Annotated in this window: 18 protein-coding genes; 7 read left to right on the plus strand and 11 right to left on the minus strand. The window is 33.5% G+C overall.

Translation table 11 applies throughout. The features are described 5' to 3' along the window. Positions 1-12: 12 nt before the first annotated feature. Complete coding sequence (locus tag ACFSO7_RS22365) at positions 13-231, minus strand: helix-turn-helix domain-containing protein (protein ID WP_377879658.1); 219 nt, start codon at positions 229-231, stop codon at positions 13-15. A 216-nt stretch (positions 232-447) separates the two neighbouring features. Between ACFSO7_RS22365 and ACFSO7_RS22370 the strand changes: the two genes are divergently transcribed. After that, a complete protein-coding gene (locus ACFSO7_RS22370; RefSeq protein WP_377879659.1) occupies positions 448-723 on the plus strand; it encodes a hypothetical protein in 276 nt (91 codons plus the stop codon). 393 nt (positions 724-1,116) lie between these two features. Here the strand turns inward: ACFSO7_RS22370 and ACFSO7_RS22375 are convergent, their stop codons facing one another. The 6 genes from ACFSO7_RS22375 to ACFSO7_RS22400 form a co-directional block, all read right to left on the minus strand. After that, entirely contained in the window at positions 1,117-1,239 is a 123-nt protein-coding gene (locus tag ACFSO7_RS22375; protein WP_377879660.1) for a hypothetical protein, read from the minus strand. A 361-nt stretch (positions 1,240-1,600) separates the two neighbouring features. Beyond that, entirely contained in the window at positions 1,601-1,975 is a 375-nt protein-coding gene (locus ACFSO7_RS22380; protein WP_377879661.1) for a hypothetical protein, read from the minus strand. Between the two features lie 92 nt (positions 1,976-2,067). Beyond that, entirely contained in the window at positions 2,068-2,628 is a 561-nt protein-coding gene (locus ACFSO7_RS22385; protein WP_377879662.1) for a hypothetical protein, read from the minus strand. A gap of 484 nt (positions 2,629-3,112) precedes the next feature. Continuing rightward, entirely contained in the window at positions 3,113-5,338 is a 2,226-nt protein-coding gene (locus ACFSO7_RS22390) for a phage/plasmid primase, P4 family (protein WP_377879663.1), read from the minus strand. Positions 5,339-5,359: 21 nt separating this feature from the next. Next, positions 5,360-5,530, minus strand: coding sequence for a hypothetical protein (locus ACFSO7_RS22395; protein ID WP_377879664.1), 171 nt, complete (start codon positions 5,528-5,530; stop codon positions 5,360-5,362). Between the two features lie 476 nt (positions 5,531-6,006). Next, on the minus strand, positions 6,007-6,579 hold the full coding sequence (locus ACFSO7_RS22400) for a recombinase family protein (RefSeq protein WP_377879665.1): 573 nt from the start codon (positions 6,577-6,579) through the stop codon (positions 6,007-6,009). Between the two features lie 557 nt (positions 6,580-7,136). Here ACFSO7_RS22400 and ACFSO7_RS22405 point away from each other — a divergent pair. Next, entirely contained in the window at positions 7,137-7,310 is a 174-nt protein-coding gene (locus ACFSO7_RS22405) for a hypothetical protein (protein ID WP_377879666.1), read from the plus strand. A gap of 101 nt (positions 7,311-7,411) precedes the next feature. On the opposite strand, the gene ACFSO7_RS22410 is transcribed toward ACFSO7_RS22405, so the two are convergent. Together ACFSO7_RS22410 and ACFSO7_RS22415 are read right to left on the minus strand one after the other, a co-directional pair. Next, positions 7,412-8,140: a DUF3800 domain-containing protein gene (locus tag ACFSO7_RS22410; RefSeq protein ID WP_377879667.1), complete on the minus strand. Its 729-nt coding sequence runs from the start codon at positions 8,138-8,140 to the stop codon at positions 7,412-7,414. A 35-nt stretch (positions 8,141-8,175) separates the two neighbouring features. Next, on the minus strand, positions 8,176-8,589 hold the full coding sequence (locus tag ACFSO7_RS22415) for a helix-turn-helix domain-containing protein (protein ID WP_377879668.1): 414 nt from the start codon (positions 8,587-8,589) through the stop codon (positions 8,176-8,178). Positions 8,590-9,761: 1,172 nt separating this feature from the next. Between ACFSO7_RS22415 and ACFSO7_RS22420 the strand changes: the two genes are divergently transcribed. From ACFSO7_RS22420 to ACFSO7_RS22430, 3 genes are all read left to right on the plus strand, one after another. Further along, positions 9,762-10,085 (plus strand): hypothetical protein, encoded by a 324-nt coding sequence (locus tag ACFSO7_RS22420; protein ID WP_377879669.1) that lies wholly within the window; start codon positions 9,762-9,764, stop codon positions 10,083-10,085. Next, positions 10,069-11,094 (plus strand): integrase, encoded by a 1,026-nt coding sequence (locus tag ACFSO7_RS22425; RefSeq protein WP_377879670.1) that lies wholly within the window; start codon positions 10,069-10,071, stop codon positions 11,092-11,094. Before ACFSO7_RS22420 ends, ACFSO7_RS22425 begins: the two co-directional genes overlap by 17 nt. Before the next feature lie 195 nt (positions 11,095-11,289). Beyond that, on the plus strand, positions 11,290-11,574 hold the full coding sequence (locus tag ACFSO7_RS22430) for a hypothetical protein (RefSeq protein ID WP_377879671.1): 285 nt from the start codon (positions 11,290-11,292) through the stop codon (positions 11,572-11,574). Positions 11,575-11,667: 93 nt separating this feature from the next. Here ACFSO7_RS22430 and ACFSO7_RS22435 read toward each other — a convergent pair whose 3' ends face one another. Then, positions 11,668-12,270 carry a DUF3967 domain-containing protein gene (locus ACFSO7_RS22435; RefSeq protein WP_377879672.1) on the minus strand — a complete coding sequence of 201 codons (603 nt, stop codon included), beginning with the start codon at positions 12,268-12,270 and terminating at the stop codon, positions 11,668-11,670. A gap of 634 nt (positions 12,271-12,904) precedes the next feature. Here ACFSO7_RS22435 and ACFSO7_RS22440 point away from each other — a divergent pair. After that, the gene (locus ACFSO7_RS22440) at positions 12,905-13,420 is read left to right on the plus strand and encodes a hypothetical protein (protein WP_377879673.1); all 516 of its coding nucleotides are present in this window, start codon (positions 12,905-12,907) and stop codon (positions 13,418-13,420) included. Continuing rightward, the gene (locus ACFSO7_RS22445; protein ID WP_377879674.1) at positions 13,417-13,686 is read left to right on the plus strand and encodes a hypothetical protein; all 270 of its coding nucleotides are present in this window, start codon (positions 13,417-13,419) and stop codon (positions 13,684-13,686) included. The genes ACFSO7_RS22440 and ACFSO7_RS22445 overlap by 4 nt, the downstream gene beginning before the upstream one ends. A 142-nt stretch (positions 13,687-13,828) precedes the next feature. Here ACFSO7_RS22445 and ACFSO7_RS22450 read toward each other — a convergent pair. Then, a partial coding sequence (locus ACFSO7_RS22450) for a helix-turn-helix domain-containing protein (protein WP_377879676.1) occupies positions 13,829-14,050 on the minus strand: 222 nt, incomplete at its 5' end.

Here is a 14,050-nt window from a genome sequence, read left to right on the forward strand (position 1 = left end):
AAAAAAAAAGACTCAACACTCTTCGTCCTCTACGAATGTCATTAGATCTCCTGGTTGACATTTTAATGCAACACAAATTCGGTTTATTACTGAAACATCTACCCTTGTAATTTGCCCTTTATAAATTCCATATAGGGTGTTTTTGTTTACTCCGCTCAATTCTTGCAAGGTTGGAACTTTCATATTTCCTTTTTCAAACATTAATCTATCTAAATGAAATTTAATTGCCATGCATATACCTCATATCTTTGTAATCTATGTATATATGTACATTTTACATACATCATGTGAACAAAACAATCGCCGTTAAATCATAATATTGACCGAATTATTCTATTTGTGTACAATAAACAAGATGGAAAATACAAACTTCATTGTATTTTCAACCCTATTTATTGTAATTTTTATCATTTAGTATGCAAAAAAATGTATTATGAGGTGATTTATTTGTATTTACAAACTGCTAAAGCAAAAGGAAATGCTTATATTTATTTAGTTGCCTATGAAATGTCTTACAAAGGGCTTGCCTCCAGAAGAACATTATATGGTTTTGGGAGAAAAGATAAAGCTGCTAAAAAAATGTATAGTTGGAAAGAAAACTTTTCTACATTTCCTACAGAATTACTAGAGCTTGGTTGTACTCAAGATGATTTAAACTATTGGATCCAATATGTAGAAACCGGAATAACAAAAACAGGAAGAAAAGCCAGTGGGGTTATATAGAAAATTTAAAGAATTCTTTTGGAAAGATTCAATAAAATTGCAGGTGCAACCTAAGTTGTTACCAAAAAGAACATTGGATTTAACGGATTCAATACATTAAAAGCTTAGGAGGAAAAATCCCTAAGCTTTTTTTATATTCGGGGTATCAAGCCTTAATAAAAAGTACGGAATTTTATTTAAAGAATGATGTAGCAACTACGAAACGATATGCAGGAATTTACGCAAAAAAGAGGGAGATGAATTGTTTTCATCTCCCTTAAAAACGTTGATATACCAAGGATGTATAAAATTATGTATTCCAGGGGGAAAATGACTTTCTTAAAAGTGTTGATAACACAATACTCTTTAAAATTACAACTTCCCATACTGGAAATTATGTAAATTGATAGGATCCTAGAGAAATTGAAGTAAGAATCCTCCTGCAGGAAAACTTCCTGCTAAAAGTGCTATAAACCATGTTTTCAGTTCGACATGTAGTACGACTTTATTTCCTGTTTTATCAATCTGCAATAACACTGCTAAACCCCTCCAATCTTCTAATATATAGTCTTTCATATAGGGTTTTTTAAGTGAGAAATAAAAAAGGCACTAATTTATAGCAAAAAAATGCTAAAAATTAGTGCCTCGAGTTTTTCTCGCCAGCATATTGAATTAGTTCTTCTTTCTAATTGTATAGTAGATCTTAAATGCAGAGCAAGAAAATTTTTTTTCCTTCTTGGGGTAGCGTCAGGATTATGTGTATTTACAATGCTAAGCTGTTTGCAGTGTTAAAAATAAAGGATTTAACAACGATAAGATTTTTGAGATAAGCCATAACCCTATTAATACAAGAGATTCTATCCTAACTTTGCAAATCCGCATAATCCTGACGCTCCCCCTATTCCTGTTCCTCTGAATATATAGAGATTTTTTCTTTCTCACCTTCGGTCAACTGATTTAAAGGAATTACATAATAGACTAATTTTCCTACTTGTACTCTCTTATCCTTAAACATTATTTTTCTTCTGGAATGTAGAAGTGTTCTAGGAACTAAAACAGCATTAAAGGAATGGGCTATATCTTCAGCAACTTTTAATTTTTGATAATTCGCATATTCAGTGAAAGCTTTTACATATCGAACAACATTTTTTTGAAAGTAAGACGGATTATGAAAAGCTGAAGTTGCAGGATGGTATCTATTGATTTCATATTTGTCTTTCAATTTATATGGTATTACTGTAAAAGGAATCAAATTGTCATTAGTTATACTCAAAAGAATTATTTCCCTCCACATGGTTCAGTCTGTTAATTATAAAATAATATTTATTAATTATATGAGCGTCGGCAATGTCTATTTTTTAAAGATTAAATGGAAAATTTATCAGGTTTTTCAAACTTGTTTCCAACCTCAATAAATTTCTTTTTTATATATGTGAACATTTGAGTGTCACTCAGCAAAAAAGAAAAGGCTACCTTTCTATTATCAAACACGTACAAGTCGTTTTGATCACTAAATTTTTGCAAGTGTTTTGGTAAATAGAATTTATTGTATGTTTCCCAATTCATTTTTGCATAAGTACTAATTTCTCGTTCAACTAAATTTAGATCACAACTAAAAACACGTCTTGAACTGGTCATATTATCAGAACAAAAAATCACTCTGTTTTGGCGCTCATATACATATAATTCGTTAGCCACTTGATCGTATTTTTGACAGTAATAGAAATATGTGTCTCGTAGATGAAAAAAAAATCCAAGACCACCATTCATCTTGTCATAACATATATACCCCCGATTTAAAGCTTCTTCTACTTTTTTAGTTACCTCCTCATTAGTAATGATCCATGTATTCCTACCAAAAAGTTGTACTTTTTTTATACCTTTACCGTTTATCGGGAATCTAATTATATCTATTTCCTCTATCACAACGTTTCCCTCCTACCTAAAAATACAAGTATTGTTGCCATCTGTTTAAAGTCACCACAAGGGGGCTTGGGTTGTAGTAGCAAAAGTTTAAGGATAGTAGCAAAAGTTTGAGCAAAAGTTTGGGGTGTAAAAAAGCAAACTTTTGCTACTAAGAATGTTGATTTACCAATAGTTTGTTAAGGTTAGTAGCAAAAGTTGCAAAAGTTTTTCAACTCCATAAATAACTTTATATATATTTTTTTTATATATATAAATAAAAATATTTTTTAATTTAAAAAATCAATTAAGTGAAAAAAGTATTGCAACTTTTGCTACTTATTAGTGTTAAACACTTACATATCAAGGGTTAAAGACTACATTTTAGTGAACTAAAGTTTTGCTACTAACCCCTAAACTCTTGCTACAACTTTTGCTACTAAACATCAAACTTTTGCTACAACTTTTGCTACTAAGCTAATAAAAAAGAAAATTATAGACTAGAATTTTAACTAAAAGCTGTTAACAGACCTATGTTTCTGTAATTCCAAGGAGCTTTGGAATTACTACGATAAGAAACGATATTTACTTTCCCCTCTAAACGCTGAAAAAACTTTATTTTTCCTAATGGTTTATATCCACTATCGAAACACCATCGATCATAAGCGTTGTAGATTTTTTGCTTTTCTACAAATTGATTTTCGCCAATGATGCACATTTCATCTAAGAAAGTGGCTACGTTATCGATTTCCTTTTTATAGTCTTCTGTTGCCTTTGTTGTCGTTTCATTTACAGTAAAAGACTTTTGTTTATCTAATCTTCTTAATCCTTCGATGGCAAGATTTAAAAGACCACTCAATTCTTCTTTTGTTGTAACTTTATCTAATAAGTTAATATCAGCTGGTTTTCCCCCTTCGCCAAATTTATGTGGAAAAGGAACGATTAACCAACGTCTAAAAAATCCATGAGTTAGGTCTGAAGATCTTGGTAACTCATTAGCTGAAAAAAGTAAACGTGAGAAAGGTTTGAAGTCGAAGCTATCACGACCTTTAAATTCTGCACTCACGCGGTCACCAGTAACAACAGTTTTGAAGATACTTGACTTATCTAGCGCTGTTGCTGGAATATCAGCAAAAACATTCGCTAATTTACCATATAATTGAGCTAGTTTAAATCTGTTATGCTCTAAATCTTGTAATGGAATATTTGATAAATTATCAGTACCTAGAAAACGTTGAAATAAATCTATAAAAATACTTTTCCCATTATTCCCACTACCAGTTAGCATTAAGGCTTTTTGAAAACGTGTACTAGGTATCATGCTATATCCAAACCATTCTAATAACATCGGTATAGTATCGATTGGAACAGTTGTTTGTAGAAAATGGTTAATGTTCGGACATTGTGCAGCTGGATTGTATTCAACAGGAAGCTGAATAGTGGTAAAAATATTAGGGTCATGAGGATTTAATTCCCCTGTACGCCAATCAAGTAATCCGTTTTTCACATTAATAAAGCGATCATCTTTATTTACATTATCAACCTCTTTATAAGTGGCTGTTTCTATGTAATAAATGGTTTCTGTAACATGTGATTTTTTGAATCGTTCTACTAATTTCTTCATAGCTTCCTGTCTGACAATCATTTCGCCAGTCCCACGGTAAACACCATTTTCATACAAATATAACTGGCTGCCATCAAAAATCATTTTTAAGTTTTTCATAATATCGCGCGCTAAACGTGAAGGAATGAATGTTTTTCCTTCGAAGTAATTTGTTGTTGCTTCGTTTTTTTTGGTTGTATCTTTTACTGTAGGGGCTGAATCTGATATACTTTTATTAATTTTAAGGCTGGAAAGAGCCTTCTCTATGGTATTTAATCCATATGTTGAACCTGCATTTTTTTTATCCCACTTAGCACGATATAACGCTGATCTACGGAAAAGCCTGTCCATTTGTTCAGCATTTCCGTTTGTCCAGTAAGCTAGATAATTGCACATTGCTAAATCTGCTTCTGAATCACTGCTATAACTGCTACTTGTGGATCCATTAAACAAATCAGCGATTTTCTTTCCGTTTTTAGCGTTAAACATTTTATTTAAAACGGTATCGTCATCTAATTGTCTTGAAGGTCTGCCCACCTCTTGACCGTTATTAGATGATTTTTTTTTGTCTTCTTGGAAGTATTTATCTGCAATATAGTTAATGAGTTTTTGATTTTTTTTCACTGGTAGATCTGTAAATACATCACCTGTTACAGTTAAAAATTTGTTACTACTGCCAAAGAACTCAACGCCATTCTTTTTAGTGCCAACCCATGATGGCTTAACGCCTTCTATCCATATATGCAAGCCATTTCCACTTGGACTTTTTTCTGTATATGAATAAAGTGTCAAATTGTATTTTTCGGCTGGTATGTTGTTTATGTCCTTGAAATCATCTAGGTCAACACAAACTAGATTGTTATTGCCATTAATAACGATTCCTACACCATTGAATCCACCCTGTTCATATACTTTCTTTACGGTGTCGAATGAGTTCCAATTTTTTTTATCAGTCCAGTTAATATCCATTTTCCCATCTAATGAACATGGTTCTTTTGTAAGGTATTCTACGCCATTTTTATCTGTCTTTTCCCGTGACTTCCACAAAACCCACTGTGGAATTTGTTTGAGTTCTTCAGGTATTTTTGTAAAGTCTGGAGCTTTAATCAGCGTATCTAAAAGTAATGTCATTTTATCGCCTCCGTTCTGTATTTATTTAGTCTTTAATCCCTTTTCAATAGCTTTTTTCTCCCAATATCGAGCTTTATTTTTCTTGTTATGTTTTTTAACTTTTTCAGGATTGTTTTTTCTCCACTCACGCATATACTCTCGACGAGCTTCTATAGCTTCTGGAGACATTACTATCTCTTGATTATTTTCCATGTTATTTGCTCCTTATCTCGTTTTTGACAATAAAAAAGCTTCCTAGTGAATCTAGGAAGCTAGAGAAGTAGTTTTATATCAAAAATTCCGAGGCAAAGGCAAAATTTTAACGTGTGTATTTTAGTATCTAGGTTATCGTATATAATACATAACCAACTAATAATTTACCTACAAAGTAAAAGTTATCAAAAACGTACCAAAAACAAGTTATCTTTATTTACACAAAGAAACCTTTTTGGTAATATTACAAAGTAGGTAACACAAAAAAACTTATTTTCTTTTTTGCTAAGATAGATTTGGTAGATCCATCTTAGTAAATGCCACGGAAGTTTGATAGGGGTAGCCGCGAAACTACTTGACTCTATTGAACTTCCTTTTATTTTTTCTGTTTTCATCTTTCATAAAATCTCTAAATCTAGTATCTCAAAACTATTTTTTTTTGTATAGTGTAAAGCTACAAATAACGTCATATTTTTCTATTTTTTTCGTTTACTTGCCCTATATAGGGTAGCTCTGCTTATTTTTGTAATATCAGCAATCTCATTGACTGTCATGCCATTTGTATTCCTGTTATGGAATAGTTCCAAGGCATGTTGCATCCCCTTGTTTCTCGCTGTGTATTTTTGTGGTCTGCCTTTGTACTTTCCAGCCTTCTTTGCATCTTCAATTCCGCTTCGTTGTCTTTCTAACATCATTTCTCTTTCCCAATCAGCTACGGATAAAAGGATATTCGTTATTAACTTACTTGTGGGACTACCGTCAAATAATCCCATATTAAGTACATGTAGCTTGATACCCATGTTTGTTAGTTCATCAATAAGCCCGATACCTTCCTTTACATTCCTGGCTATTCGATCCATCTTTGTAACCATGAGTGTATCACCTTTATTCAGCTTAGAAAGAAGATTTTCAAGACCTTCTCTGTCCAGGTCCTTTCCACTCTTTTGGTCTTCAAATATGTGTTCTGCCCCTGCTTGCTTCAGTTGGTTCACTTGGCCTTCAATGTTCTGGTGTAAAGTAGAAGTTCTTGCATAGCCAAATACTGACATGCCACTCACCCTTCAATCAATAATTATGATACATGTATTTGATACACTTATAACCCAATCATATCGAGGAAAAGATATTGTGTCAATAGACCAAGGTTAAATGATACAAAGGAGAGATGATCGAGCGCTCTCTAACTGTGAAATCTTAGTAGTTATATTTGAATGCGTTCTGTCCTATGTATAAACTTTTTTAAGATTTTCTCGTGTTTTAATTGAATAAAAAAACAAAGGTAATTTTCTCCTGCTGGTGGGTTTGTTTTAAAAATCCCTAATACGAACGTTTTTGGTGCTTTTTAGTTCAAGATAATAATTAATTAGAATACTTGTTAAGGGGGGCACCTTTCGCGGAAAAACATACGCTAAGAATAATTCAACAAGTAATCTGAAAAGATTCCTTTCTCTTTAGTTCCTTCTCTCCTTTTTCGCATCTGCACTAGCCTTGCTGGTCTCTAGAGGGTGGCGTCTTTTTTTAGAAGATTTTGTCAAATTAGAGTGTGCTTCGGTGCTATGGATGTGATTTAATATAAACTATATACACGAAGGAGGTGGCTAAATTTATGGGACTTTGGGATCCGAAGGATGAGGATGATTATGATCGTATTGATGTAAATGATGATGATGGACAAACCTTTTATGGGTATGATAATGAGGATGGTACCACTGATTGGTATACGGAAGATGGTACGTTGGATTCAAACACTGAAACTCCTGATGATGATGATGAGTGGTAATATTTTTTTGAAAAAATTTCAATTTGTGCAAAGACAAGGCACCCTTTTCTAGGGTGCTATTTTTGTGAATTAAAACAAGCTCTTCATCAATTTTATTAGCCTCACGGAATAACCTTAATACCAAATCTGCTTTTTTCCTTAATTAAACCGTCATATGCTTTGCTATGAATAACATTAATTAAACCCTTTGTTCTTTGTTTTGCTTGACTTAAATCTCGGTTTAAAGAGTTTGGAACCATGTCTGCTAATTGTAAGCCAATATTATTTTCTTCTTTTAAGGGAAAACTAATTGTTCCCAAGTGTTTTTGAAGTAATTTTGGTTCATAAAAAAGAGTACCTGTAGCTTGTAAGTTATAAAAATGTCCCTGAAGCTGCTCATTTTGATTTTGATTCCTTGATTCAATAGTTACATTCCCAATTCCATTATGCCGTTCTAGAAAATTCACATAATTTTCCAAAATTATTTGTAAACCTATAAAGTATTTATCTCTCATCGTGGGGTATAACAATTTTAAGTCTTGTCCATGAATTGAGGCGCTTAAAATATGAACATCATGATTCTGAAATATCTCTTTGATTTTTTCCCAGTAATAGTTTCTGTTCTCGGCTTGTCTAAATATTTCATATGGAGTCCCTTTTTCAGGTCGACATATCTCTGCTTCATGTAAAATCACTGTTGTATTTCCAAATAGATCTTGCTTAAGCTTATTTACCTCCGGAATAATTTTATTAGCATATAAATCTTGTTCTACTGCAAAACCAGCCAAACAAAAATATTGAAGATTTCCTATTGGTAAAATTTCATCCAAAAATAGAATGTACGATTTCATTAATAAAGCCCCTTTAATTTTTATATCTTGATTTATTATTCAGATTTAGTTATGTTACTGGAATATTTTTTTTCATAAAGGGTCTTTTCTCCATATGGTCTTAAAAAGGTATGGGATGACTCGTTATGTTTAAGTTGTATACGTTCAATCAGTTGTAGGTTTTCCAGCTCTTTTATCCAATTACTAATTGCACGTGGCGACTTATCGAAATATTGGGATATTTTTTCTATACTAGTCCACGTTTCCCCGGTCTTATTTCCAGAATTCAATCCTAAATAAACATATAACTTTAAGGCATTTCCGGATAACTCTCTAAGAATAAATTCCTCTTTAAAATTGTTGAAGATAGGAAAAAATCCCATGTGATCGAATGCATCCCTTTTCCAGGCAAAATAAGCCTCTCTATAAAAATCAGCTTTTCGGTGATTAGGGAGCTTGTTGAAATCCATACAACTCTTCCCTTCATAATAAATTATATATTTATTGTATGTCCTTTTAGCCTATTTTTCAACAAAAAGTTGCAAACTATCAAGACGTAGTCTTGTCATTGAATTGACATAAAAAAATGTGGGATGTAGTATGTATAAGGTACAGTGAAATGCGAAGCTATTCACTGGCTTTAAAAGAAGAGATGCGAAGCTATTCTTCTTATGAATATTTAAATTAAAAATGAGCATAATTGAATTCAAGGAAATGCGAAGCTATTCCTTAAAAAATTTATAAAAGAGAACTGCGAAGCTATTCTCTTTTAATTTTCCTAAAAGAACTGCGAAGCTATTCTTTTGGAGACTGAAGCCATCCATTATGGATGGCTTCAGTTTTTTTATGCCTTCAAACACTCCAGTTTTCTAAAGCAATCCTTTTACTCACTATTAACTTTTAATGAAAGTGTTGTTTAAGAAACGGAGTAGCTCTTTGGAGGCGTATAAATGCCTCGTATTTAACAAGTCAATTATGGAAGTTTCAATATACTTTTGACAAAAACTACTTAATAAATGTTATAATTTATATATAATATTTTTTTGATTTTCTTATTTGTTGCGCGAGACATGCGTCTTGCTGCGAGTGATTTACTAGACGATGGCATCTTTGGATGTATTCTATTTAATAAATACTCTTATGTGAGTGCGTTTTTTTATAATGTAAGCTCATAGAGCTGAGGAATTTAATAATAAAAACTCAAGTCCACGTGGCTAGAGGGTGATTTCACAAAAATAATACTGTTTAACAGTATTTGTGTCCCCTTCTAGATACGTGGACTTTTTGTATATAGATGAAAATTAGAATGAGAGGTATTGACGATCTATTTTGCTACGATATTTCGTTATAACAAAATGTAGCCAGAATGCAGGCAGCTGATAAGAGCCGATCACCAGGGGCGGGTGGTTTAGAAAATACGCTGACACAGACCAATGAAAGATAGGGCCTGTATACTCTTTTTATTTACAAGCAACAAATTGCCGGCGGTCGGCTAACTGGTAAGACAGGTTAAACTCTAACCGCATTGTTACAAGATGGTTTTTAGCTTTATTAGATGATTGCATGGTCATCGCTACTTAGCTCGCTTCGGCTTGAGCTTACTTTTAGGTCTTAATCGAACACATGCGGAAGAACACTCTGTTTGGCTGATAGCTTCCCATATGGTGATGATTCACGGTTTTCGAATCGTCACCTTATGGGAAGGGGTCACCCGAACCATTACAAAGCGAATGGAAGTGTATTTAGTATGCTTAATTTTGAGTTTAATAAACAAAAGATTGAAAAGGCCAAGGCTAACGGCTTCGAGGTAGAAGAACGAAATGATGTAGTCATTTTTAAAAGAGGTACTGACGTTTACACGATGCACCCTAATGGCTCTGGAACACACTACTGTACCTATTATGAGGTTTCTGTTCCGTTATCAGCTAAGACTATGGAGGTGTATCTATGTGACAAGAAGAGGTAAAGTTGGAGTGACTTACGAAGTGGATCAAGCATTAAAAAAAATCAATCGTATAGGTCAAGGAAAGCGTGATTCCAAGGCGCAAGGAGATAAAGGTAATATTCATTCCCTAAAGCAAAATAACCATGATTATAAGAATTGTAATGAGTATGGTAAATGGTTGCGTTCTGAACGTGGTAAAGGTCTATACCAGGCTAATAAAACAGATTACAAGGATTATATAGATTACAAGGCTTCTACAGGCGTTTCTAAGGGGCATTTGATCAATATAGAGACTTCTCTAAGGCATTTGTCTAAAGGTATGAATAAGGTGTCAGAGAGCCGTGGTAAAGCTTCTAAAGAGTGGCTTCCAAGAGAGAGGGTTATATCCTCTAATGAACGTGAAAAACCACAAGACCGTTCTTACTCTCCTAGAGAGGTGCAATCGATTAGAGACAACCTTCCTAGTGGCAGTAAAGTACATGGTAATTTTACCGTTCAGAATGCCTTTGGCTTGCGTTTAGAAGAATCTGCTAAGGCAAGAGTATCTAATTTTGAAACAAGAGGAAATACAACCTATTTTGTGGCTTCTGTGGGTAATAAAATAACTAAAGGTGCTCGCCCTCGTGAAACTCCATGTCGCCCAGAATATGAAAACCAAGTTCGTGCTCTGATCAGTGGAAGGAGTAGTGATAGTTATGTGGGGGCAAAATACAATACTGCAAGAGACGCTTATCGTTCGGCAGCTGCTAAAGGTGGAGTGTCCTCTTATAACGGTAGTCATGGGTATCGTCACTCCTATGCCAGGGCTCAACTGAATGACAGATTGGATCAAAAAGGTATAGGTCATAGTGGTCGTCAAGTAATTGATAGAATGGTAGCTAATTATGAAGCTGGCAATCGTAAGGACACTGGTTTTACTAAGGATGAAAAAGCTCTATATAATCAAGTTAATGCTGTTATAGATTCCATACACGCTGACCTCGGGCACGGAAAAGGACGTATTGATTTAGTAGCTGTTTACATGAAATAAGTATTAAAAAAAATTAGCAATCCAGCCACATGATAAAGAGGGTATTGAATATAAAGCATTGAACTTAATATATATTCTTCAAGCTTTTCTTAAGCAATTAATTTTGTTTATTTGTAGATTTAAAACGTAGTGACAAAAATGATGTGTAGTGACAAACCAAAAAACAAGTAAAATTAAAATAAACAGGGGGTTTCGATGCTAAATTTTGAGGGTTCAGGTCATAATCGATTAATAGATTCACTCTTCGTTTTTCAAATTTATCTGGTGAAAGAGATTGGACGAATAAAACAAGATGTACTTAATTTAGCTGATTCCATGAATGATGAATCTAATGATATTCCTGAATTTTTAAAAATGGAATTTGTTTCAAAAAAGGTTGAGTGTGAGACTCTCCAACGGATTGAATCTTTACTTAGTGCTGAGTTATCTTTTATAAAAAACACACTAAAGGATCATATGTCTCAAGAAAAAAACGAATAGTAATTCTTCGTCTTTTTTATCTTTTAAACAAACGACTAAAAAAAACATGGTCATTCATAGTAAAGGGAAGTCCGTTAAATGGGACCTCCCTTTTTATTTACCAAACAATCGAGCCCAAAAACCTTTCTTTTCTTCCTTGGCTGAAGCAATTTGTAGGAGCTGTTGCTTAATCTCTTGGGAAGCTCTGATAGACTCCAAAAACATCAAATCTCTTTCTTCTAAGCGTTTATCCCGTTCTTCTAGCCGTTCTTCAATGTATTTCTGCTGGCGATCTAATCGTTTAATCAAGGCTTTATTAAATTCTTCTTGTTTATCCATACGTTCTTCCAGACCTTTTATGTACTCAATCATTTGAGACGCTAATTCATCATTAGAACGGCTTAAATCACGCTGTTCCTCTTTGCTTTCCGTGAGAACGACACCCGTTCCTACCTCGAACGCTCCTTTACCAAATCTATCTACAATAAGCTTTGCTGCACTTTCTAATTGCATATTATGGGTTTTAATTAGGTTTTGAAAGTGCCTGAGTGCCACTAAATCACTTTCCACAAACAAACGGTTATTTTGATCATTCCGAATGAATCCGTAGCCGTTATTCTCTAAGGCAATACACCACTTTCGAAGTGTGCTATCTCCAATATCTAAGGTTACGCTCATTTCCTTTGGTGAGTATGCTTTTTCAGTCGTTTCGCTCATTTTTTTATTCGCCTCCCAGTAGCGTTCTTAAATACGTTCTACCTTAAAAATTAAAATCCTGCAAATAAATTTTTAAAGAAATATAAAGCCAAGTAGGTTAATAGAATAAATTAAACCTACATGAAAGCGATTTGGAACATTCTCCACTAAGGAGGTGGATCCTATGGACGCTTTACCAATAATATCGTTTGGTTTTTTTATGTTTTTCCAAACAGCTACTTTAGTTATTGCTGCTGTCACACTCATTATAAAAATAAAAAAGCCCTCAAAAGAGGACTAAAAAAGGGAAAAACTTTCATGTAAGGTAAACGACTGAGACGGACCAGGTCTCGGTCGTTTTTTATTACTGATATAATCATTCTGTTCTTCGGACTATTCTTGTGTCTATTCTTAAGTCTAGTGCACACTGTACACTAAATCCCTTGCGGCGCATGGTGCGACACTCGTTGTATTACATTGTATGATATCGATATCATCGCTAATACAAATTATACAAATATTCGTGGATTCACCAACTTGGGTGAGACCTCTTTTATTTAATGAAAAAAATACTTGCTTAAAAAGAATGTGCATAGTATATTTATTGTATGTTATTAGTAAGTATATAGTAAATTAATTGAAAGAGGGTTGTATAATGATAGTTATTAAAGTTAATGAGGTACCGAATTCAAGAGAAGGTTTAAAGGAACGTACAAGAAGGGCATGGAGAATAAACCCAGCTCGTTTGTATAACCAAGATACTTTAATCGCTGTATACAAAGGTGAAATTTTAGAAGAATACAAAGTTTTAGGCTATGGTCAAGATGAAATTGAAACTGACAGGGTAGCATTTGATTTAGAAGAGGTACCAAACAGTAAATTTAAAGGGCAGAAAATCGAATATAAAACATCTAATCCATGTACGCTTGTAGATCCAAGCGAATTTGGTTTAGTGGAATTACATCCTAACTTTAATAAGCAATATAGATTTGTGGAACCTAAGATACAAGAAAAACAATTAACCGAAGCATTAGAAAAAGGACTAGGGCGTTCATTAGACGATAGAGAAAAACGTTATATTAAATGGCATTCTGAAAACGACTATGAAGCATCTGGATTACTATTGGATTGGTTTATTGAGTTAACCGAGAAGGGGGAAGGAAGAAGATGAGACTTGAAGCCCTAAAAACCATTGTTTTTGATGTTAAGGATTCAGTATTTAATAACGATACTGAAGCAATTATGTATGTAACGAAGGACATTTATGCAGACCGTTATATCGTTGCTATTCCTGTTATTACTTTTTCATGGGATATAAACTTTGAGAACAGCGAGAAAGATTATGAGTGGTTACTAAGATCGAATATATTTGGTGATCCAGTCAGGAAAGATAAGTTAGTCAAAGCGATAAAAGAAGCAATTGCAGCATTTGGATAAAAGCTAATTAATTTATACAAACCGGGGAATTTATACAGGATTTTTATGCAAAAAAAGAGGATTCACCAAAATTGTCGAGTCCTCTTAAAGTATTGATAAATCAATATTCGCATAAAATTTTAGGCGTTCCAAAAAAAAAGACTCAACACTCTTCGTCCTCTACGAATGTCATTAGATCTCCTGGTTGACATTTTAATGCAACACAAATTCGGTTTATTACTGAAACATCTACCCTTGTAATTTGCCCTTTATAAATTCCATATAGGGTGTTTTTGTTTACTCCGCTCAATTCTTGCAAGGTTGGAACTTTCATATTTCCTTTTTCAAACATTAATCTATCTAAATGAAATTTAATTGCCATGCA

The sequence above is a fragment of the Bacillus sp. CGMCC 1.16607 genome, from assembly GCF_042683745.1.
GTDB lineage: Bacteria > Bacillota > Bacilli > Bacillales > Cytobacillaceae > Pseudoneobacillus.

Coding starts and splice junctions, on each gene's coding strand:
- ACFSO7_RS22365 (WP_377879658.1), bottom strand. CDS start 231: ATGGCAATTAAATTTCATTTAGATAGATTAATGTTTGAAAAAGGAAAT.
- ACFSO7_RS22390 (WP_377879663.1), bottom strand. CDS start 5,338: ATGACATTACTTTTAGATACGCTGATTAAAGCTCCAGACTTTACAAAA.
- ACFSO7_RS22395 (WP_377879664.1), bottom strand. CDS start 5,530: ATGGAAAATAATCAAGAGATAGTAATGTCTCCAGAAGCTATAGAAGCT.
- ACFSO7_RS22400 (WP_377879665.1), bottom strand. CDS start 6,579: ATGTCAGTATTTGGCTATGCAAGAACTTCTACTTTACACCAGAACATT.
- ACFSO7_RS22405 (WP_377879666.1), top strand. CDS start 7,137: ATGGGACTTTGGGATCCGAAGGATGAGGATGATTATGATCGTATTGAT.
- ACFSO7_RS22410 (WP_377879667.1), bottom strand. CDS start 8,140: ATGAAATCGTACATTCTATTTTTGGATGAAATTTTACCAATAGGAAAT.
- ACFSO7_RS22415 (WP_377879668.1), bottom strand. CDS start 8,589: ATGGATTTCAACAAGCTCCCTAATCACCGAAAAGCTGATTTTTATAGA.
- ACFSO7_RS22430 (WP_377879671.1), top strand. CDS start 11,290: ATGCTAAATTTTGAGGGTTCAGGTCATAATCGATTAATAGATTCACTC.
- ACFSO7_RS22435 (WP_377879672.1), bottom strand. CDS start 12,270: ATGAGCGAAACGACTGAAAAAGCATACTCACCAAAGGAAATGAGCGTA.
- ACFSO7_RS22440 (WP_377879673.1), top strand. CDS start 12,905: ATGATAGTTATTAAAGTTAATGAGGTACCGAATTCAAGAGAAGGTTTA.
- ACFSO7_RS22445 (WP_377879674.1), top strand. CDS start 13,417: ATGAGACTTGAAGCCCTAAAAACCATTGTTTTTGATGTTAAGGATTCA.